This is a genomic window from Rhodococcus sp. O3 (assembly GCF_048897285.1).
GTDB lineage: Bacteria > Actinomycetota > Actinomycetes > Mycobacteriales > Mycobacteriaceae > Rhodococcus.
Genome location: NZ_JBMBTE010000072.1, coordinates 4,073 through 27,945, shown reverse-complemented (window position 1 = coordinate 27,945; position 23,873 = coordinate 4,073). Strand labels below are relative to the sequence as shown.

The window sequence follows — 23,873 nt, the reverse complement described above, 5'->3', positions numbered from 1 at the left end:
TCCCGGACCGCCCCCAGCAACTCCTCGAACGACCCACCCGAACGCACATCCGCCCGCAACACCAACGTGTTGACGAACATGCCGATCAGATCGTCGAGCTCACGCTCCCCACGACCCGCGATCGGCGTGCCCACCGCCACATCCGACGTGCCCGACAACCGGGCCAGCAACACCGACAACGCCGCGTGCACGACCATGAACAACGTCGCATTGTGCGCCCGCGCCAACTGCACCAACCGCCCGTGCAGCTCCGCCGGCACCGCCACATCGACCCGCGCACCGGCCACCGACTGCACCGCCGGACGCGGACGATCGGCCGGCAACTCCAACTGGTCCGGCAGCCCGGCCAGGGCACCGCGCCAGTACGCCAGTTGCTGCGAGATCAGCGAGGACGGATCGTCCTCCGAGCCCAGCACCGACCGCTGCCACAACGCATAGTCCGCGTACTGCACCGCCGGCGGCTCCCACGACGGGGCTCCGCCGCCGACCCGGGCGCTGTACGCGAGCATCACATCCCGCACGAACGGCGCCATCGACGCACCGTCGGCCGAGATGTGATGCACCACCATCGCCAGCACGAACTCGTCGCCGCCGAGATCGAACAAGCGGATGCGCAGGGGCACTTCGCTTGTCACATCGAACGGCCGCACCATGAAGTCCGTGACGGCAGCGAGCAGCTGCTCGGCCGTGGTCCGTTCGACGTCGACGTCCGGAACGGACTGCTGCACCGGCAGCACGACCTGGACGGGTCCGTCCGAAGTCTCGGGGTACACCGTGCGCAGCGACTCGTGCCGCGCCACCACGTCGGCGACGGCCGCACGCAGCGCGTCGACGTCGAGGGCACCGCGGATCCGCAGCGCCATCGGCAGGTTGTAGGCGGTCGAGTCCGGGTCGAACCGGTTGAGGAACCACATGCGGGACTGCGCCAGCGACAACGGAACCCGCTCCGGGCGCACCTGCGCCGTGAGCGCAGCGCGTCCACCGGCCCCGACGTGCGACTCGAGCCGGGCGGCCAGATCCACGACCGTCGATGCCTCGAACAACGTACGGACCTGGACGCGGGTGTCGAGTGCCGCTCCGAGACGCGAGACCACCTGGGTCGCGATCAGCGAGTTGCCGCCGAGCGCGAAGAAGTCGTCGTCGAGACCGACCCGCTCGACGCCGAGCACCTCACCGAACACCCCGGCGACGATCTCCTCCACCGGTGTGGTCGGGGCACGGAACTCGCGAGCTTCGAACTCCGGCTCCGGCAGCGCCTTGCGGTCGAGCTTGCCGGACGCGTTGAGCGGGAACGCGTCGAGCACGGTCACCACCGACGGAACCATGTACGACGGAAGCGCCGCCGCGGCGGCCGTGCGGGCGGCGCCGGCGTCGATCACCGCGCCCGGCACCGGGACGACATAGGCGACCAGGTGCTGGCCGGTCGACGATTCGTGCACGAGCACCACCGCCGACAACACGGACGGATCGGCGGACAGGACCGCTTCGATCTCGCCGAGCTCGATGCGCTGGCCGCGGAACTTCACCTGGAAGTCGGTGCGGCCGATGTACACCAGTTCCGGTGCGCCGCCGGCCGTGCGGGTCCAGCGGACGAGGTCGCCGGTGCGGTACATGCGCTCGCCCGGCGCACCGTACGGGTCGGCGACGAAACGGTCGGCGGTCAGGTCGACCCGGCCGTGATACCCGCGTGCGAGCTGGACGCCCGACAGGTACAGCTCACCCGCGACACCGAACGGCACGGGGCGCAGACGCGAATCCAGCACCAGAGCACCGGAATTCCACACCGGCCGGCCGATCGTCACGGCCGCGTCCGGCCGCACCGCGGCCTCGGTTGCGTGCACGGTGAACTCGGTCGGACCGTACAGGTTGTGCAGCGCGGCCCCCGGAATCGCCGCGTGCACCTGGGCGGCGGTGGACGGCGGGAACGCTTCACCGGCGACGAGCACGGCGCGCAGGGACGCGCCATCCCCGGACCCGAGTACCGAGACGAAGGGGCCGAGCATCGACGGCACGAACGAGACCATGGTGACCGACTGCTCGTCGATCAACTGCGCGAGATAGACGGGGTCGCGGTGCCCGTCCGGCTCCGCGATCACCATGCGGGCACCGGCGAGCAGCGTGCAGAACAGTTCCCACACCGACACGTCGAAGGTCACGGGCGTCTTGAGCAGCACCACATCGGACGAGTCGATCCCGAAGCGGTCCGTGAGCCACAGCACCTGGTTCACCACGGAGCGCTGCGCGACGGACACGCCCTTCGGGCGGCCCGTCGAGCCGGAGGTGAACAGCACGTACGCGGTGTTGTCCGGGCGCAGCACCGATCGCCGGTCGGCGTCGGCGACGGGCGCGTCGGAGACGGCCGGATCGTCGTCGCCGGCGACGAGCACGGTCCGGTCACCGAACCGCTCGGCGTCGGCGGCGTCGGCCACCAGCACGCACAGCGGCGCGGCGGTTTCGAGGATGTAGTCGATCCGGTCGTCGGGCTGATCCGGGTCGACGGGCACGTAGGCGCCGCCCGCGGTGAGCACCGCGTACATCGCCATCACGAGATCGGCGGACCTGCGCATGGCCAGCGCGACCCGCACCTCGGGTCCGACGCCCTGCGCGATCAGCCGCCGCGCGAGCCGGTTCACCCGGGAGGCGAACTCGCCGTAGGTCAAGCTCTGCCCGCCGGACACCACGGCGACCGCACCGGGGTTGTCCGCAGCGCGCGCCTCGAACAGCGCCGGCAGGGTCGTCGACGCGTCGATGTCGTGCCGGGTCGCGTCGACGCCCGCCACGAGCGCGTCGCGCTCGGCCGCGTCGAGCAGTTCGATGTCACCGACCACGGCAGCGGGATCCGCCGCGATCGCTTCCAGCACACGCACGAAGCGGGCCGCGATCGACTCCACGGTCGCGGGGTCGAACAGGTCCGTCGCGTACGACATCTCGACGAGCAGACCGTTGTCGGCGCCGTCGGGATGATCCGCAACCGTGACCTGCAGGTCGAACTTCGCCAGGTCGTAGTCGAATTCGACCCCGCTGACCGTCAGACCCGGCAGTTCGAGCCGGGTGTTGTCCATGTTCTGGAACGCGAGCGCCACCTGGAACAGGGGATGCCGGGACTGCGACCGAACCGGATTGAGGACCTCGACGAGCCGCTCGAACGGGACCTCCGCGTGGGCGAAGGCCTTCAGGTCCGATGCCCGGACCCGGGACAGCAGTTCGGTGAAGTGCTCGGCGGGATCGACCGTCGAGCGCAGGACGAGCGGATTGACGAACATTCCGATCAGGTCGTCGAGCGCGACGTCCCCACGGCCTGCGACGGGAGAACCGATCGCGATGTCGCGCGAACCCGACAGCCGCGACAGCAGCACGGCCAGCGCACTGTGCACGACCATGAACAGTGTTGCGTTGTTGTCCCGCGCGACCGCGTTCAGCCGATTCCGGAGGCTCGCGTCCAGAGAGAAACGCAGCAGGTCACCGTGGCTGGTCGCCACCGCCGGACGCGGCCGGTCGGTGGGCAGCGGAAGCTCGTCGGGCAGATCCGCGAGTTCCCGCTTCCAGAAGTCGATCTGGCGTGCCGCGACCGACTCCGGATCGTCTTCCGAACCGAGCATCTCCCGCTGCCAGATGCTGTAGTCGGCGTACTGCACCGTCAGCGGCTGCCAGTCGGGGGACTCCCCCGCCGACCGCGCGGCGTAGGCGGTCATGACGTCCCGGGTGAGGGGACCCATCGAGAAGCCGTCCCCGGCGATGTGGTGCACGGAGAACGCCAGCACGTGCTCGGTCGCGCTGATCTCGAACAGCCCCGCCCAGAACGGCACCCGCTGCGTGACGTCGAACGGTGCCGCCATCTTCTCCGCGATCCGCTCGGCGACCTCGCTCTCCGACACGGCCACCGGGCTCAGGTCCGGGATGACCTCGCGGGTCGGCACGACCTTCTGGTAGCCGACGCCGTCGACCTCCGGGTACACCGTCCGCAGCACCTCGTGCCGCGCCAGCACGTCGGCCACCGCGATCTGCAGGGCGTGCCGGTCGAGAAGTCCGGACAGCCGCAGCGCGAACGGAATGTTGTTGACCGCGGAGTCGGGTTCGAGCTGATTGAGGAACCACATGCGCTGCTGCGCCAGCGACAGCGGCACCCGGTCGGGACGCGGCATCGGACGCAACGGAAGCCGCGGCCCGGTTCCGCGATCGGCGGCCTCGTCGACGAGTCGCGCCAGATCGGCCACGGTGGGCGCGTCGAAGAACTCCCCGACCTCGACGTGCACCGAGAACCGCGAGTTGATCCGGGCGACGGCTCGCGTCGCGATGAGCGAGTTGCCGCCGAGCTCGAAGAAGTCGTCGTCGGCGCCGACCCGCTCCGCGCCGAGGAGGTCCGCGAAGATCTGCGCGACCGCCTGTTCGGCGGGCGTCGACGGTTCGCGGTACTCCCGCGCGGACGTGAAGTCGGGGGCGGGCAGTGCCTTGCGGTCGAGCTTTCCGCTGGCGTTGAGTGGGAATTCGTCGAGCTGGACGAACAGGTTCGGAACCATGTAGTCCGGGAGCCGCTCGCGGGCGGTCGCGGTCAGCTCGGCCGTGTCGAGGGTGACTCCCCCCGTCGCGACGACGTACGCGACGAGGTGGTCGCCGGTGACCGGATCGGAGTGCACGACCACCACGGCCTGGGACACGTCGTCGCGTCCGAGGATGGCCGCTTCGATCTCGCCGAGTTCGACGCGCAGTCCGCGCAGTTTGACCTGGAAGTCGACGCGTCCGATGTAGTCGAGCTGCCCGTCGGGGCGGCGCCGGACGAGGTCGCCGGTCCGGTACATGCGTTCGCCGTTGCGGCCGGTGGGGTCGGCGACGAAACGATCCGACGTCAGGTCCGGCCGGGCGACGTAGCCGCGCGCGAGCTGCACACCCGACAGGTACAGCTCGCCGGGAACGCCCGGCGGGACCGGCCGGAGTGCGTCGTCGAGCACGTGCAGTCCGGTGTCGTCGACGGCGGCACCGATCGGGATCGTCCTGTCGCCGCGTGCGGTCGCGTAGTAGGTGACGTCGACGGCGGCTTCGGTGGGACCGTACAGGTTGTGGAGCTCTGCCGAACTGATCTCGTGGAAGCGGGCGACGGTCTGCGCGGGCAACGCCTCACCGGACGCGAAAACGTAACGGAGAGAGTCGGTTCGGGCAGCGAGCGGCTCCGCGACGAAGACGGAGAGCATCGACGGCACGAAGTGCAGTGCGGTCACACCGCGGTCGGCGATCGTGCGGGCGAGGTACTCGGGGTCGCGATGACCGTCGGGCACGGCGACGACCAGGCGGGCGCCGACCTGCAACGGCCAGAAGAACTCCCACACCGAGACGTCGAACGTGAACGGCGTCTTCTGCAGGATGACGTCGGCCTCGGTGAAGCCGTACTCCCGCTGGCGCCAGCGCAGATTCGCGACGATGGCCCGATGGGCGACGGCCACGCCCTTGGGCAGGCCCGTCGAGCCCGACGTGAAGATGATGTAGGCGGTGTTGTCGGGGCGCAGCGGGCCGGTGCGGTCGGCGTCCGTGAGCGGGGCCGCGTCGAAACCGGTCAGGTCGAGCCGATCCACCTCGTGGAGCGGAACGTGTGCGGGCACCTCGATTCCGTCGCGCGAGGTCGTCAGGACCGCGACGGGGCGTGCTGCGGCGAGGACGTGCGCGATGCGGTCGGCCGGGTGGTCCGGGTCGAGCGGGACGTAGGCACCGCCGGCCTTGGCGATGCCGTACATGGCGACGAGCAGATCCAGCGATCGGCGGATCGCGAGGCCCACCGTCGTCTCCGGACCCACGCCGATCGAGACGAGGTAGCGGGCCATCCGGTTGGCGGCGGCGTCGAACTGCGCGTAGGTGAGGGTCTCCCCCTCGAACTCGAGAGCAATCGCATCCGGTGTGCGGGCGACCTGCTGCTCGAACAGCGCCGGCAGGGTGTCGGCCGCTTTGGCGACGACGGGCACGTCGACGACGTCGCCGGTGTCGCAGATGAGGGTCTCGACGACACCGGCGAGGCCACCGTCCGCATCGGATTCGAGCAGTGCGGGAACGAGGTTCGACAGCACCACCGGGACGAGGGCGTCCGGACCGAGCGCGCCGCCCATAACGGCGTCGAGACCGGTCAGTTCGTCGTGGAGCGTTCCGTAGGTGACGGCGGTGTCACCGTGCGAGAGCGCAACCCGCTCGGGCGCTACCGCCGCCACCTCTGAGATCAGCCGCGGGAGGTCCTCGATGGTGAGAGATTCCTGACCGGGCTTCCGAACCGACATCTACCTTTTCCTCTGTGTCGCCAAGCTCTGCGCTTGGGTGATGAGTGACTCGATCAGTGCGGCGTATCCGTCGACGCCCAGGGCCGGAAGGATTCCCGGAACCAGACCGGACAGGGCCACCGAGACCTGCGCCTCCGGTTTGAGCGTCGCCCCCATCGCCTTGGCGACCGACAACAGCTTGTCGTTCAATGCACCGAAGGTGACGGTGGCGTCGCCGTGAGTCAGGGCGATCTCGTCGGGGCGGGCCGCCGCGGCGGCTGCCACCAGCTCGGGCAGGTCCGCGGCGGTGAGCTTCCGCTGCGGCGTCAGGCTCGCGCGTTCCTCGTCGTCGAGGATGTCGATCTCGCGGATCACGACGCCGGGGTTGTCGGTGACCGCGTCGACGACCCGCAGGTACCGCTTCGCGAAGCGGGCGACGGACTCCTCGTCGAACAGGTCGGTGGCATACGTGAACAGCAGCCGGATGCCTCCGCGGCGACCGTGCTCGTCGAACACCTCCCCGCCGCTGAGCTGCAGATCGAACTTCGCCTGGTCGAAGTTGCCCTCGACCACCGAAACCTCGAGTCCCGGCAGCTGCAGCGAACGCGGCGCCATGTTCTGGAACGCGAACAGCACCTGGACGACGGGCGAGTACGCGGCGGTCCGGCGGCGGCCGAGCGCGTCGACGACCCGCTCGAACGGTACGTCGGCGTTGCCGAACGCCCCGAGGTCGCGGTCGCGGACCTGTGCGAGCAGATCGACGAACCCGGCGCCCGACTCGACCTCCGTGCGCAGGGCCAGAGTGTTGACGAACATGCCGATCAGATCGTCGAGCGCCGCCTCACCGCGACCGGCGGTCGGCGTTCCGATGACGACGTCGCCGGTCCCGGTCAGCTTGGACAGCAACACCGCGAATGCGGCGTGCATCACCATGAAGACCGTCGAGTTGTGCTCGCGCGCAACCTTGTCCAGCAGTTCGGCCTGGTTCGCATCCAGCGCGAACTCGTACTCCGCGCCGCGCATCGATGCGCGCGCGGGCCGCGGCCGGTCCGTCGGCAACTCGAGCAGTTCGGGAGCGCCGGCGAGCGTGGACGACCAGTAGTCGAGCTGCCGCGTCACCGCGGACTCGGGGTCGTTCTCGTCACCGAGGATCTCCCGCTGCCACAGCGCGTAGTCGGCGTACTGGACCGGCAACGGCGACCAGGTCGGCATCTCACCGTCGAGACGGGACGCGTAGGCCGTCATCACGTCCCGGGTGAGCGGTCCCATCGAGAAACCGTCGGCGCTGATGTGGTGGATGACCATCACCAGCACGTGATCGGTGGGGCTGACCGAGAACAACCGGCCTCGGACCGGCGCACTCGTCGTGACGTCGAACCCGGCACCGATCATCTCGGCGATCCTGGTCGGCAGCAACGCCTCCGACACGTCCACCGGCGCCAGGTGCGGCGCGGCGTCGGCGACCGGCAGGATTTCCTGCACCGGTCCGTCGTCGGTGTCCGGGTAACGGGTCCGCAGTACCTCGTGCCGATCGAAGACGTCCCGCACCGCAGCACCGAGCGCCGGCACGTCGAGCAGGCCGGACAGCCGCAGCACGACCGGGATGTTGTAGGCGGCGGACGCCGGATTCATCCGGTTGAGCACCCACATGCGCTGCTGCGCGAGCGACAGCGGCACCTGTTCCGGATGCGGCCGTGCGATCAGCGCCGGTCGCGCTCCCGATCCCACGCCGGCTTCCGCACGAGCCGCGAGCGCCGACACCGTCGACGCCTCGAACAGCGCCCGGACCGGAACCGTCGTGTCCAGTGCCGCACCGATCCGCGCCGTCACCTGCGTCGCGAGCAGCGAGTTGCCACCCAGCATGAAGAAGTCGTCGTCGGCACCGACCCGTTCGGTCCCGAGCACCTCCACGAAGATCCCGGCCACGATCTGCTCGATCGGGGTGGCCGGGGCACGGAACTCCTTGGCCTCGAACACCGGTTCCGGCAGCGCCTTGCGGTCGAGCTTGCCGTTGATGTTCAGCGGCAGCGCATCGAGCACGAGGAAGACCGCCGGCACCATGTAGCCCGGCAGGCCGCGGACGGCTTCGGCACGGATGTCGTCGACGACGAGATCCGCCCCGGTGGCCGGCACGAGGTAGGCGACCAGCTGATCGCCGAGCCGATCGTCGTGGTGGACGACCACGACGGCCTGCGCCACGGACGGATGCGCCGCGAGCACCGCCTCGATCTCGCCGAGCTCGATCCGGAATCCGCGGACCTTCACCTGGAAGTCGGTGCGCCCGACGTACCGGAGGGTGCCCTCGTCGGTCCAGGCGACGAGGTCGCCGGTGCGGTACAGCCGGCTTCCGGCCGGGCCGAACGGGTCTGCGACGAACCGTTCCGCCGTCAGATCCGGGCGCCCGAAGTAGCCCCGGGCCAGCTGCGTACCCGCAAGATACAGCTCGCCGAGGACACCGGACGGGACCGGCCGCAGCCGCTCGTCGAGCACGTACAGCCGAGTGTTCCACTCCGGTCCGCCGATCGAGACGGTCGCGGTGTCGTGCTCGGTCACCTCGTGACTGGTGACCGACACCGCGGCCTCGGTGGGCCCGTACAGATTGAACAGCGCCGTGTCCGGATTCCCGGACCGCACGGCCTGCGCGAGGTGCGCAGGCAGTGCCTCACCGATGGCGAGGACGCGCCGCAACGACGAGGGCAGTGCCCCACCGGATTCCGTCGTCAACGCTTCGATCATCGAGGGCACCGCGTGCAACGTGGTCACGCCGCGGCTGCGCATCAGTTCGTTGAGGTAGGCCGGATCACGGTGACCGCCCGCCTCGGCGACCACCAGGCGCGCACCGGACACCAGCGCCGACCAGAACTCCCACACCGACAGGTCGAACGTGGCCGCGGTCTTCAGCAGCACCGCATCCCCGGAGCCGAGATCGAATTCCGCCTTCTTCCAGAGCATCTGGTTGACGACAGCACGATGCGAAACGGCGACACCCTTGGGACGGCCGGTCGAACCGGACGTGAAGATCACGTACGCGGTGTTGTCCGGGTGCAACGGTGCGAGACGTTCGGCGTCGGTGACCGGAGCCTCCGCGCCGGACGCGCCGACGTGGTCGTCGACGAGGACCACCGCACGATTGCCGTCCACCGCGAACCCGTCGCGCGCGCTCGTGAGCACACACACCGGGTCGGCGGTTTCGAGGATGTACTCGGTGCGCTCCGCGGGCTGATCGGGATCGATCGGCACGTAGGCGCCGCCTGCCGCGGACACCGCGTACATGCCCACCACGAGGTCGATCGAACGACGCATCCCCAACGCCACCAACGATTCCGGGCCGACCCCGGCCCCGATCAGGCGGCGGGCGAGCCGTGCCACCCGGGCACCGAACTCGCGGTAGGTCAGCGTCGTCGTGTCGTCCTCGATCGCCGGGGCGTCCGGCGTCGCGGCGACCTGGGCGTCGAACAGCGACACCAGCGTCGCGTCCGGAACGGTGCGCGCCGTGTCGTTCCACTCGGTGAGCATCCGGTCACGCTCGTCCGACGCGAGGATCTCGATGTCGCCGACCGGCGCTGCCGGATCGGTGACGATCGATTCGAGAACCCGCACGAACCTGCCGGCGAACGACGCGACGGTGTCCTCGTCGAACAGATCGGTCGCGTAGCTGAACACCGCGTCGATCCCGGCCGGTGCTCCCGCGTCGTCGTACCGGTCGGTGAGGAACAGCTGCAGGTCGAACTGCGCGACGCCGGTGTCGAGTTCGAGACCGGACACCGTCAGGGCCGGCAGCTCGAGCGAGGTGCGGGACAGGTTCTGGAAGGAGAACCCGACCTGGAACAGCGGGTGGCGGGCCTGCGAACGGGCCGGGTTGAGCACCTCGACCAGACGCTCGAAGGGCACATCCGCATGCGCGAATGCGTTCAGGTCCGTCTCGCGGACCGATTCGAGCAGCTCGCCGAACGACAGTTCCGGACGCACACCGGTCCGCAGGACGAGGGTGTTGACGAACATGCCGACGAGGTCGTCGAGTGCCCGCTCACCGCGACCGGCGATGGGGGTACCGACGGCGATGTCGTGGGTACCGGACAGGCGTGCGAGCAGCACCGCGAACGCGGCGTGGGCCACCATGAACAGCGTCGTGTTGCCGCTGCGCGCGACCGCGCCGAGCCGCTGATGCAGCTCCGGGTCGATCTCGAACGTGACCCGTCCGCCCCGGAACGACTGGGTCGCCGGGCGCGGCCGATCGGTCGGGAGCTCGAGCTGATCGGGCACGTCCGCCAGGGCCTCGCGCCAGTAGCCGATCTGCTTCGAGATCAGCGAGGCATCGTCGTCTTCCGAACCGAGCAGCTGCCGCTGCCAGATCGCGTAGTCGGCGTACTGCACCGCGAGCGGATTCCAGTCCGGCGCACGCCCGTCCAGACGTGCGGCGTAGGCGGTCATCAGATCCCGCGCGAACGGCCCCATCGAGGAACCGTCGGCCGCGATGTGGTGCAGGACCAGCGCGAGGACGTGCCGCTCCGCGGAGAGGCTGTACAGGCGGATCTGCAGCGGCACCGCTGTGGTCACGTCGAACGCGGTCGCCGCCAGCTCGGCCAGCAGGCCGGGCAGCTCCGACTCCGTGGTCACCACGGGCTCGAGATCCGGGACCGCCTCGGCCGCAGGCAGAACGACCTGCACCGGGGCACCCGCGTTCTCCGGGTACACGGTGCGCAGCACCTCGTGCCGGGCCACCACGTCGGCCACCGCGGCGCGCATCGCCGCCACATCCAGGCGGCCCGTCAGGCTCAGCGCCATCGGGATGTTGTAGGCGGTGGACTCGTTGTCGAACCGGTTGAGGAACCACATGCGCTGCTGCGCGAGCGACAGCGGCACCCGCGCCGGGCGCGGCTGCGCGTGCAGCTCGAGCCGCCCGGATCCCGCGTGCGATTCGATCCGCGACGCCAGCGATTCGACGGTCGACGCCTCGAACAGTTCCCGGACCGGGATCCGCGCATCGAGTGCGGCACCGAGCCGCGAGACGACCTGGGTCGCCACGAGCGAGTTGCCGCCGAGCTCGAAGAAGTCGTCGTCGAGGCCGACGCGCTCGACGCCGAGAACCTCGGCGAACACACCGGCGACGATCTCCTCGATCGGGGTCTGTGGCGCACGGAACTCGCGCACCTCGAACACCGGTTCCGGCAACGCCTTCCGGTCGAGCTTGCCGTTCGCGGTGAGCGGCAGCGCATCGAGCACGACCACCACGTCCGGAATCATGTACGCGGTCAGGAACTCACCGACCGCGTCGCGCACCGCGACCGGGTCGACGGTCTCGCCCGCCCGCGGCACCACGTAGCCGATCAACCGATCGCCGGTGCGTTCGGAGCGGCGGACGACCGCCACGGCCTGGGCGACCCCGGAACAGCGGGTCAACGCGGACTCGATCTCCCCGAGCTCGATCCGGAAGCCGCGCAGCTGCACCTGGAAGTCGGAGCGGCCCGCGTACTCGAGGAGGCCGTCGGCGTTCCACCGGGCGAGGTCGCCGGTGCGGTACATCAGGCCCGTTGCACCTTCGGGCGCATAGGGGTCGGCCACGAAGCGGCCCGCGGTCAGCGCCGGCTGCCCCAGGTAACCCCGCGACAGCTGCTCACCGGCCACGTACATCTGGCCCTGGACACCGACGGGAACCGGACGCAGCCGCTCGTCGAGCACGTACACCCGCAGACCCGGCAGCGCGCGGCCGATCACGCTCGCCACCGACGACCGGGCCATCTCCGCGGTCAGTGCCAGGAACGACACGTGCACCGTGGTCTCGGTGATGCCGTACATATTGACCAGCCGGGGCGCGTCGTCGCGGTGCCGCTCGAACCAGCCGGTGAGCTTGCCGAGGTCCAGCGCCTCGCCACCGAAGATCACGTGCCGCAGCGACAGGGCGCCGGAGCCCGTACCCTCCTCCGTCGCGGCTCGGTCGGCCTCCGCGAACTGGTAGAACGCCGACGGTGTCTGGTTGAGCACGGTGACACCGTTGCGCACCACGAGTTCCCGGAACTGTTCGGGCGAGCGCGAAGTGAAGTAGTCGACGACGACCAGCGTGCCGCCGTACAGCAGCGGACCCCACAGCTCCCACACGGAGAAGTCGAACGCGTACGAATGGAACATCGTCCACACGTCGGTTTCGTCGAATCCGAACAGGGGCTGCGCATTCGCGAGCAGCTCGACGACGTTGCGGTGCACGACGGCGACGCCCTTCGGCCGGCCCGTCGAACCCGAGGTGTAGATGACGTACGCCGGATGCGACGACCGGAGCGGCACGAGCCGGTCCGCGTCGGTCACGGGCCGGGTGTCGAGCTCGGCCGGATCGAGGGTGTCGAGCAGCAGCACCTCGACGCCGTCCACCACCGGGATCGACTGCCGATCCACGGTCGTGGTCAGCACGACGACGGGCGCACCGTCCTCGAGCATGTACGCGATGCGGTCCTGCGGATAGGTCACGTCGACCGGCAGGTACGCGGCACCGGAGGTGAGGACCGCGAGCAGCGCCACGATCAGCGACTCGTCACGCGGCAGCGCGACCGCCACGAGCGATCCCGGTCCGACCCCCGACTCGATCAGGCGGCGGGCCAGGCCGTTGACCCGGGCCGAGAGCTCCGCGTAGGTCAGCGATGTCCCGCCGGCCACCACGGCGGCGTTGTCCGGCCACGACTCGGCCGCGGCAGCGAACAACGACGGCAGCGTCGCCGCCGGATCGACCTGCGTGCCGGGCATGGACCACGCCTCGAGGACCTCGGTGCGCTCGCTCGCGGAGAGCAGTTCGACGTCGCCGACCGCGGTCGACGGATCGGCAAGCAGACCGGTCAGGAGCCGCTCGAAGCGCTCCGCGTACGACGCGACGGTCGCCTCGTCGAACAGGTCCGTCGCGTAGGTCCACTCGACGGTGTATCCGCCTTCGGCGGCCGCCGTGAACGTGACCTGAAGGTCGAATTTCGCGACGTGAGCGTCGAATTCGACCGTACGCGCGGTGAGCCCGTCGAGCTCGAGTACCGCCTGCGCCATGTTCTGGAACGTCAGCACGACCTGGAACAAGGGGTGCCGGTTCTGCGCCCGCTCGGGGTCGAGCACCTCCACGAGCCGCTCGAACGGCACATCTGCCTGCGCGAACGCGCCGAGGTCGATGTCCTTGGTCCGGGCCAGCAAGCCCGCGAACGACTCACCGAGTTCGATGCCGGTCCGCAGCACGAGGGTGTTGACGAACATGCCCACGACGTCGTCGAGGGCCTCCTCGCCACGGCCTGCCACCGGCGTACCGATCGCGATGTCGTCGGAACCGGACAGCCGGGACAGCAGCACCGACAGAGCACTGTGCACGACCATGAACGGCGTCGCCCGATGAGCCTGGGCGACCCGGTCGACGAGCCTGCCGGTCTCCGCGGCGATCCGCGAGACATAGGTGTTGCCACGGTACGACGACACCGCCGGACGCGGCCGGTCGGCCGGAAGGTTCAGCTCCTCCGGCAGACCCGACAGGGTCGACTTCCAGTAGTCCAGCTGAGCGGCCGCGACGGATCCCGGATCCGCTTCGTCCCCGAGAATCTCGCGCTGCCACAGCGTGTAGTCGGCGTACTGCACGGACAGCGGCGACCAGGTCGGCACCTCCGCGTGCGTGCGCGCCGCATAGGCGATCATCACGTCACGCGTCAGCGGTGCCATCGAGAAGCCGTCCGCCGCAATGTGATGCACGACGAACACGAGCACGCTCTCGGTGGCGGACACCTTCAGCAGGCGCGCACGCACCGGCGGTGCGACCGTCACGTCGAAGCCGGCGTCGGCGAACTCGGTGACGACCGTGAGCACGTCGCTCTCGGCGACTTCCTCGACCCCGAGGTCGATCCGCGCCGCATCCGGCGGGAGCACCTGCTGGTAACCCACCCCGTCGATCTCGGGGTAGACGGTGCGCAGCGTCTCGTGCCGGGCGACGACATCGTTCACCGCGCGGGCCAACGCCTCGACGTCGAGGGCTCCGGTCAGCCGGATCGCGACCGGGATGTTGTTCACACCGGATCCGGTGTCGAAGCGGTTGAGGAACCACATCCGGGATTGCGCCGCGGACAAGGGAATACGCTCCGGCCGTTCGGAAACCGCGGTGAGCGCCTTCCGGGCGCCCACTCCCGCGGACCGCTCGACACGGGTCGCCAGCGCCGCGACGGTCGACGCCTCGAACAGGACACGCACCGGCACCGCGGTGTCGAGGGCGGCACCGAGCCGGGCAGCGACCTGCGTCGCGATCAGCGAATTACCACCCAACGCAAAGAAATCGTCATCCGCACCGACCCGCTCCACCCCGAGCACATCGGCGAACACCCCCGCCACGATCTCCTCCACCGGAGTCGACGGCACCCGGAACTCCCGCGCCTCGAACACCGGCGCCGGCAACAACTTCCGATCCAACTTCCCCGACGCATTCAACGGGAACTCGTCGAGCACCACCAACGCATCCGGAACCATGTACCCCGGCAACACCGAACCCAACTCGGCCCGCACCGCACCCGAGTCGACCACCGCACCCGACTCCGGCACCACATAACCCACCAACTGCTGACCCAGATCACCGTCGTGCACCACCACCACGGCCTGCGCCACCGCAGCCACATCCAGCAACGCCGACTCGATCTCCCCCAGCTCGATGCGCAACCCACGCACCTTCACCTGGAAATCGGTCCGCCCGATGTACTCCAACTCCCCCGACACCGACCACCGCACCAGATCACCCGTGCGATACATCCGCGCCCCGGAAGAACCATACGGATTGGCCACGAACCGATCCGCCGTCAGATCCGCACGCGCCACATACCCCCGCGCCAACTGATCCCCGGCCAGATACAACTCACCGGCCACCCCCACCGGCACCGGCGCCAACCGCCCGTCCAACACGAACACCTGCGTGTTCCACACCGGCACACCGATCGGCACCGACACCCGATCCGCATCCGACACCTCGTGGAACGTCACATCCACCGCAGCCTCGGTCGGACCGTACAAATTGTGCACCCGCACCGACGGCAACAACTCGCGCAACCGCAACGCCACCGAACCCGGCAACGCCTCCCCCGACGCGAACACCAACCGCAACGACCGCGCCTCGACCACCGACGACTCCGCCACGAACACCGACAACATCGACGGCACGAAATGCACCACCGACACCCCGTACTCGACGATCGCCCGCACCAGATACGCCGGATCCCGATGACCGTCCGGCCGCGCCACCACCAACCGCGCACCAACCTGCAACGGCCAGAACAACTCCCACACCGACACATCGAACGTGAACGGCGTCTTCTGCAACACCACATCCGACGCCGACAGACCGTACTGCGCCTGCATCCACAGCAACCGATTCACGATCGCCGCATGCGAGACCGACACACCCTTCGGACGCCCCGTCGACCCCGACGTGAAAATCACATAGGCCGCCCCCTGCGGCCGCACCACACCCCACCGATCCGCATCGGACAACGGCGCATCGGAAAAACCCGACACATCCAACTCGTCCACACACACCACGGACCGATCACCCGGCACCGCGAAACCATCCCGCGAGGTGGACAACACCACCACCGGATCCGCCGTCTCCAGGATGTAACCCACCCGCTCCGCCGGCTGATCCGGATCCACCGGCACATACGCACCACCGGCCTCGATCACCGCATACACAGCGACCAACATCTCCAACGACCGGCGCATCCCCACAGCCACCAACGACTCCGGACCCACACCCTCGGCCACCAGAAAACGCGCCAACCGCCGCACCCGCGACGCAAACTCCCCATACGACAGCGCCACACCGTCGAACACCACCGCAACCGCATCCGGCGTCCGCGCCACCTGCGCCTCGAACAACTCCACCAACGACACCGACGGCACCACCGCCCCGGTCTCGTTCCACCCCTCCAACACCAACGCCCGCTCCTCCACGCCCAACAGCGGGAGGTCACCGACCAGCGTGGACGGCTCCGAGACCACGGCCTCGAGCAGTCGCACGAAACGCTCGGCGAAGGAACGGACCGTCGATTCGTCGAAAAGGTCCGTCGCATAGGTCAGTTCGGCGGCCATGCCGGCCGGCGAGCCCTGCTCGTCGATCGATTCGGTGAGCGTGACCTGCAGATCGAACTTCGACACCTGCGCGTCGAAGTCGAGACCGCTCACGGACAGGCCGGGCAGCTCGAACGATGTCTGGGCGAGATTCTGGAACGCCAGCATCACCTGGAACAGCGGGTGCCGGGCCTGCGAACGGGCCGGGTTGAGCACCTCGACCAGACGCTCGAACGGCACGTCCGCGTGCCCGAACGCCCCGAGGTCCACCTCGCGCACCCGGCCGAGCAGGTCGCTGAACGACTCGGCCGGATCGACCGGGGTGCGCAGGACCAGCGTGTTGACGAACATGCCGACCAGATCGTCGAGACCGGCTTCACCACGGCCCGCGACCGGGGTGCCGATCGCGACGTCGTCCGATCCCGACAGGCGCGACAGCAGCACCGCCAGCGCGCTGTGCACGACCATGAACAACGTGGTCGCGTGTTCCCGCGCGAACGTGTTGAGGGCCGAATGAAGTTCCGGTTCCACCGTGAAGCGGATGCTCGCGCCCGCGAAGGACGCGGTGGACGGACGCGGCCGGTCGCTGGGCAGATCGAGCTGATCCGGCAGGCCGGCCAGCGTGGCCGACCAGTAGTCCAGCTGACGTGAGATCAGAGAATCCGGGTCGTGCTCGTCGCCGAGGACCTCACGCTGCCAGAGCGCGAAGTCGGCGTACTGCACCGGAAGCGGCGACCAGGCCGGGGCATCCCACGACGATCGCGCGGCATAGGCCACCATGACGTCCCGGGCGAGCGGCCCCATGGACCATCCGTCCGCGGAGATGTGGTGGACGACCATGCCGAGGACGTAGTCGCGTTCACCGATCTCGAACAACCGGGCGTGCATCGGGACCTCGGAGGTCACGTCGAAGCCGACGGAAGCGAGCTCGAACAGCTTGTCCTGGAGTTCCTCCGGGGTGACCTGCTCGGGCGTCAGGTCGGGAACGGTCTGCACCGCCTCCTGCACGACCTGCCGCGGGCCGTCCGGCGAGTCCGGGAAGATCGTCCGCAGCGACTCGTGCCGCTCGGTCACGTCGATGACCGCGACCTGCAGCGCGATGATGTCGAGTTCACCGCTGAGCCGGATCACGACCGGAATGTTGTTGACCGCCGAGCCCGTGTCGAATCGGTTGAGGAACCACATGCGCTGCTGCGCGAGCGACAGCGGGATCCGGTCCGGGCGCTCCATGGGTGCCAGTGCGGCGCGACCGCCGGCCCCGGCATGCTGCTCGACCCGGGCAGCGAGCGCTTCGACGGTCGAGGCCTCGAACAGGGCCCGGACCGGGACCGTGGTGTGCAGCGCGGCACCGAGCCGCGAGACGACCTGGGTCGCGATGAGGGAGTTGCCGCCCAGCTCGAAGAAGTCGTCGTCGACGCCGACCCGCGTCACACCGAGCACGTCGGCGAACGTGTTGGCGACGATCTCCTCGACGGGAGTCGACGGGGAGCGGAACACCTTGGTCTCGAACACCGGCGCGGGCAACGCCTTCCGGTCGAGCTTGCCCTGTGGGGTCAGCGGGACCTCGTCGAGGACGACGATCGCCGCGGGCACCATGTGCGAGGGCAGGCGATCGGCGACGAACGCCGTCAGAGCGTCGACGCGCACCGAACGCCCCGGCACGGCCGTCACATAGGAGACGAGCTGGGCCGTGCCCGACACACCGGTGTGGCCGATCGTCACCGCGAAGTCGACGTCCTCGTGCGCTGCGAGGGTCGCGTCGATCTCGCCCAGTTCGATGCGGAAGCCGCGGATCTTCACCTGGAAGTCGCTGCGGCCGACGTACTCGATGCGCGGCGTCGGCGCCCCGGGCACCCAGCGCACCAGGTCACCCGTGCGGTACATGCGCCGGCCGTCTCCGGCGAACGGATCGACGAGGAATCGTTCGGCCGTCAGGCCCGCGCGGGCGTGGTATCCGCGGGCCACACCCGCACCCGAGATGTAGAGCTCGCCGACGACGCCCTCCGGCACCGGGCCGAGCCGCGAGTCGAGCACGTACGTCGTCACGCCGCGGATCGGGCCGCCGATGACGATCGGCTCACCCGCGACCAGTGCGTCGGAGATGTTGGACGCGACGGTCGCCTCGGTCGGCCCGTACGCGTTGAACATCGACCGGCCCGGCACCCACCGGGCGACGAGTTCCGGCGAGCATGCTTCGCCGCCGACCACGACGACGCGCAAGTCCGGCAGGCCCGTGGGATCCACCGATCCCAGGGCTGCGGGAGTGACGAACGCGTGCGTGACCCGGCCGCGGACCAGCACGTCCGCCAGGTCGCCGCCACCGAAGACGGAGGTCGGGACGATCACCATCGCCGCCGCGCCGGCAGTCGCGAGCAGCAACTCCAGAATCGACGCGTCGAAGCTGGGCGAGGCGAAATGCAGTGTGCGCGAGGACGGCCCGATGCCGTACCGGTCCCGCTGTTCGGCCTCGAATCCGGCGAGGCCGGAGTGGGTGACCGCGACGCCCTTCGGGGTGCCCGTGGAACCGGAGGTGTAGATCAGGTACGCGAGGTTGTCCAGGCGCAGCGGGCGGATCCTGTCCGCGTCGGTGATCGGAGCCGGCGAGGCGACCGCACGGTCGCCGAGGAATTCGGTGTCGTCGACCGCGAGCCAGGTGACGCCACCGGGCAGGACCGTCCGGTAGTGCTCCGTCGTCAGGCCGAGCTCGGCACCCGAATCGACGATCATGTGCTCGATACGGTCGGCGGGGTAGTTCGGATCCACCGGAACGAAGGCGGCACCGGACTTGGCGACCGCCCACCACGAGATCACCGAATCGATCGACCGCGGCACCGCGATCGCCACCACGGACTCGGGGCCGATCCCGCGGGCGATCAGCATGCGCGCGAACTGCGAAGAGACCGCGTCGAGTTCGCGATAGGTCAGCGTCCTGTCACCCGAGACGAGGGCCGGGCCGTCCGGGTTCCGGGAAGCGGCGTCGGCCAGCAACCGGGCCAGGGTGGCCGGTTCGGCACCGCCGGCACCGGTCGTGGAGACCAGCGCGCGCCGCTCACCCACATCGAGAATCTCGAGATCGCCGACGGCCCGCTTCGGATCGGCGACGATGGCCCCCAGCAGACGCTGGAACCGCTCGGCGAAGCCACGCACCGTCGAGACATCGAACAGATCTGTGGCATAGACGAATTCGGCCCCGAGACCGACGGTCGTGCCGGTGCTGTCGGTGCGTTCGGACAGGGTCAGCTGCAGATCGAACTTGGCGACGTCGACGTCGACCTCGCTCGCCTCGATCGTCAGACCGGGCAGTTCGAGACTGGTGTTCCCCATGTTCTGGTAGGCCAGAACGACCTGGACCAACGGGTGCCGGGACTGCGAACGTGCCGGCTTGAGGACCTCGACGAGCCGCTCGAACGGCACATCCGCGTTCGCGAATGCTCCCAGGTCGATCTCGCGCACCTGCTGCAGCAGCTCCGTGAACGACGCCTTCGGGACGATCCGGGTCCGCAACACGAGGGTGTTGACGAACATGCCGATCAGGTCGTCGAGGGCTTCCTCACCACGACCGGCGATGGGGGTCCCCACGGCGATGTCCTCCGTGGCGGAGAGCCGGGCGAGCAGGACCGCAAGCGCCGAGTGCATGACCATGAACAGCGAAACATTCTGTTCGCGAGCAAGTTCCTCGAGTGCGCGGTAGGTGCGTGCGTCGATGTCGAACCCGACGCGGCGACCCACGAAGGACTGCACCGCCGGCCGTCGCCGGTCCGAGGGCAGATCGAGCTGTTCGGGGATCCCGGCCAGCTGGTTCGACCAGTATTCGATCTGCATCGCGGCGAGCGAGGTCGGATCGGTCTCGTCCCCGAGAACGTCGCGCTGCCACAGCGTGTAGTCGGCGTACTGCACGGACAGCGGCGCCCAGGTCGCCGCGGTCGATTCGGTGCGTGCGACATAGGCCGCCGCCATGTCGCGCGCGAGCGGACCGAAGGACACGCCGTCGGCCGCGATGTGATGGATGACCATGGCGAGCGCGACTTCGTTCGCGCCCATGCGGAACAGGCGGCAGCGAACCGGAATCTCGTGGGAGACATCGAATCCCGCCGATGCGAACTCGGCGAGGACTTCGGGAAGCTCGTCGGGACCGGCGAACTCCTCCTCGAGACCGAGATCGACGTCCCCGATCGGCAGGATCAGCTGGTACGCCCCGGCACCCGATTCGGGGAAGACGGTGCGCAGCGACTCGTGCCTCTCCACGACGTCGTACAGCGCCGCCCGGAGCGCCTCTACGTCCACGTTGCCCTCCATGCGAAGCACGAAGGGAAGGTTGTAGGTGGCGGCGGACGGGTCGAACTGGTTGAGGAACCACATCCGCTGCTGAGCCAGCGAGAGCGGAATCTCGTCCGGACGGGGGTAGCGAACGAGCGCCGGCCGCCGGCGGTCTCCGGCGCGCGATTCCGAAACCGCCTGCGCCAGTTCGGAAACCGTCGGAGACTCGAACACCGTTCGCACGCCGAGCTGGATGTCGAGTGCCGCGGCGATCCGGGCGACGACCTGCGTCGCGATCAGCGAATTACCACCCAACGCAAAGAAATCGTCATCCGCACCGACCCGCTCCACCCCGAGCACATCGGCGAACACCCCCGCCACGATCTCCTCCACCGGAGTCGACGGCACCCGGAACTCCCGCGCCTCGAACACCGGCGCCGGCAACAACTTCCGATCCAACTTCCCCGACGCATTCAACGGGAACTCGTCGAGCACCACCAACGCATCCGGAACCATGTACCCCGGCAACACCGAACCCAACTCGGCCCGCACCGCACCCGAGTCGACCACCGCACCCGACTCCGGCACCACATAACCCACCAACTGCTGACCCAGATCACCGTCGTGCACCACCACCACGGCCTGCGCCACCGCAGCCACATCCAGCAACGCCGACTCGATCTCCCCCAGCTCGATGCGCAACCCACGCACCTTCACCTGGAAATCGGTCCGCCCGATGTACTCCAACTCCCCCGACACCGACCACCGCACCAGATCACCCGTGCGATACATCCGCGCCCCGGAAGAACCATACGGATTGGCCACGAACCGATCCGCCGTCAGATCCGCACGCGCCACATACCCCCGCGCCAACTGATCCCCGGCCAGATACAACTCACCGGCCACCCCCACCGGCACCGGCGCCAACCGCCCGTCCAACACGAACACCTGCGTGTTCCACACCGGCACACCGATCGGCACCGACACCCGATCCGCATCCGACACCTCGTGGAACGTCACATCCACCGCAGCCTCGGTCGGACCGTACAAATTGTGCACCCGCACCGACGGCAACAACTCGCGCAACCGCAACGCCACCGAACCCGGCAACGCCTCCCCCGACGCGAACACCAACCGCAACGACCGCGCCTCGACCACCGACGACTCCGCCACGAACACCGACAACATCGACGGCACGAAATGCACCACCGACACCCCGTACTCGACGATCGCCCGCACCAGATACGCCGGATCCCGATGACCGTCCGGCCGCGCCACCACCAACCGCGCACCAACCTGCAACGGCCAGAACAACTCCCACACCGACACATCGAACGTGAACGGCGTCTTCTGCAACACCACATCCGACGCCGACAGACCGTACTGCGCCTGCATCCACAGCAACCGATTCACGATCGCCGCATGCGAGACCGACACACCCTTCGGACGCCCCGTCGACCCCGACGTGAAAATCACATAGGCCGCCCCCTGCGGCCGCACCACACCCCACCGATCCGCATCGGACAACGGCGCATCGGAAAAACCCGACACATCCAACTCGTCCACACACACCACGGACCGATCACCCGGCACCGCGAAACCATCCCGCGAGGTGGACAACACCACCACCGGATCCGCCGTCTCCAGGATGTAACCCACCCGCTCCGCCGGCTGATCCGGATCCACCGGCACATACGCACCACCGGCCTCGATCACCGCATACACAGCGACCAACATCTCCAACGACCGGCGCATCCCCACAGCCACCAACGACTCCGGACCCACACCCTCGGCCACCAGAAAACGCGCCAACCGCCGCACCCGCGACGCAAACTCCCCATACGACAGCGCCACACCGTCGAACACCACCGCAACCGCATCCGGCGTCCGCGCCACCTGCGCCTCGAACAACTCCACCAACGACACCGACGGCACCACCGCCCCGGTCTCGTTCCACCCCTCCAACACCAACGCCCGCTCCTCCACGCCCAACAGCGGGACGGAGTGGACCGGCAGTGACGGATCGGCATCGACGAATGCGGTGAAGAAGTCCAGGAAGCGCGCGTGGTGCGCAGAGTTCTCTTCCGCCGTGTAGCGATCGGGGTTGGCCTCGAAGTCGATGTTGAGGCGCGTGCCGTTGACGTTCTCGTAGAAGTTGATGCCGAGATCCTCGACCGTGCCGGTCGACAGGATGGTGAGCTCGCCCAGGATGGGGCCGAACGGGATGCCGCCGTGGAACAGCATCACGTTCACGAGGGGCCCGAACAGGCCCCCGTTCGGATCCGCCGAGTCGCGGCGGATGTCCTCGTGGCGGAACAGCTGGTGCCGCAGAGCCCCGGCGACCGCGACCTGCACCTCGGAGATCAGCTCGGCGACGGTCGTGTCGTGCCCGACCCGCACGGTCAGCGGCACGATGTTGGACAGCATGCCGCCCGATCGCCGGGTCAGCGCGGTGGTCCGCCCCGTCACGGGCAGGCTCAGGACGACCTCTTCCCGTCCGGTCATCTGGGACAGGAAGGCCGCGACCGACGCGATGAGGAACGTGGACCGGATGGTGACGTTGCGCTCGACGGCGGCGTCGAACCGTGTGGCCAAGCTCTCGGACAGCGTGGCCGAGGAGAGCTCCTTGCGGGCCGCCGGCGGAGCGATCCGGTGGCTCAGGCCGACGGCGCTGTCGAGTCCTGCGATGCGTTCGCGCCAATACTCGCGGTCCCGTTCGAAGCGAGGACTGTTGCGGTAGGCCAGCTCGGCCTCGCGCAGATCCGGGAGGTCCCCGACCTCGAGGGGTTCCGGCTCACGACCCTCGACCGCGGCCGAGTAGAGCTCCGCGACGCGCGTCATGAAGTTCATGGCGCCGAAGCCGTCGAGCACGACGTGGTGCACCCGGGCATACCAGTAGTAGCGGGAGTCCTCGAGTCGCAGCGCGGCGGCGACGATCAGCCGGTCGTTGACGATGTCGATGGGCCGGCTGTACTCGGCGCGCATCCACTCTTCGGCCGCCTTCTCCGGATCGGGAGTATCCCGCAGATCGACGAGCTCGAGAGGAGTGTCGAGGGACGGGTCGACGATCTGGTAGGGCACCCCGTCGATCTCGAGGAGCCGAACGAATCCGGACTGGAGGTCGCCGGCAGCGATCCGGCTGACCCTTTCGAGCACCTCGGTGTCGAGGTCCCCGCGGAGGTCGACGTACTGCGCGTTGTTGATCGCGACGGACGGGTTACGGTGCTGCGCGTACCACAATCCGAGCTGCGCCGGGGAAAGCGGGAATGCGCCCCCCTGCAGCGCCTGATCAGCGCTGTCGATTCCGTCGATTTCTCGCGGGTCCAA

Annotated in this window: 2 protein-coding genes; both read right to left on the bottom strand. The window is 69.0% G+C overall.

The window, feature by feature from the left end; genetic code table 11:
• Positions 1-6,254: amino acid adenylation domain-containing protein (locus ACN675_RS19065; RefSeq protein ID WP_420752331.1), on the bottom strand; the 6,254-nt coding region annotated here is incomplete at its 3' end.
• Entirely contained in the window at positions 6,255-23,873 is a 17,619-nt protein-coding gene (locus ACN675_RS19060; RefSeq protein ID WP_420752330.1) for a non-ribosomal peptide synthase/polyketide synthase, read from the bottom strand.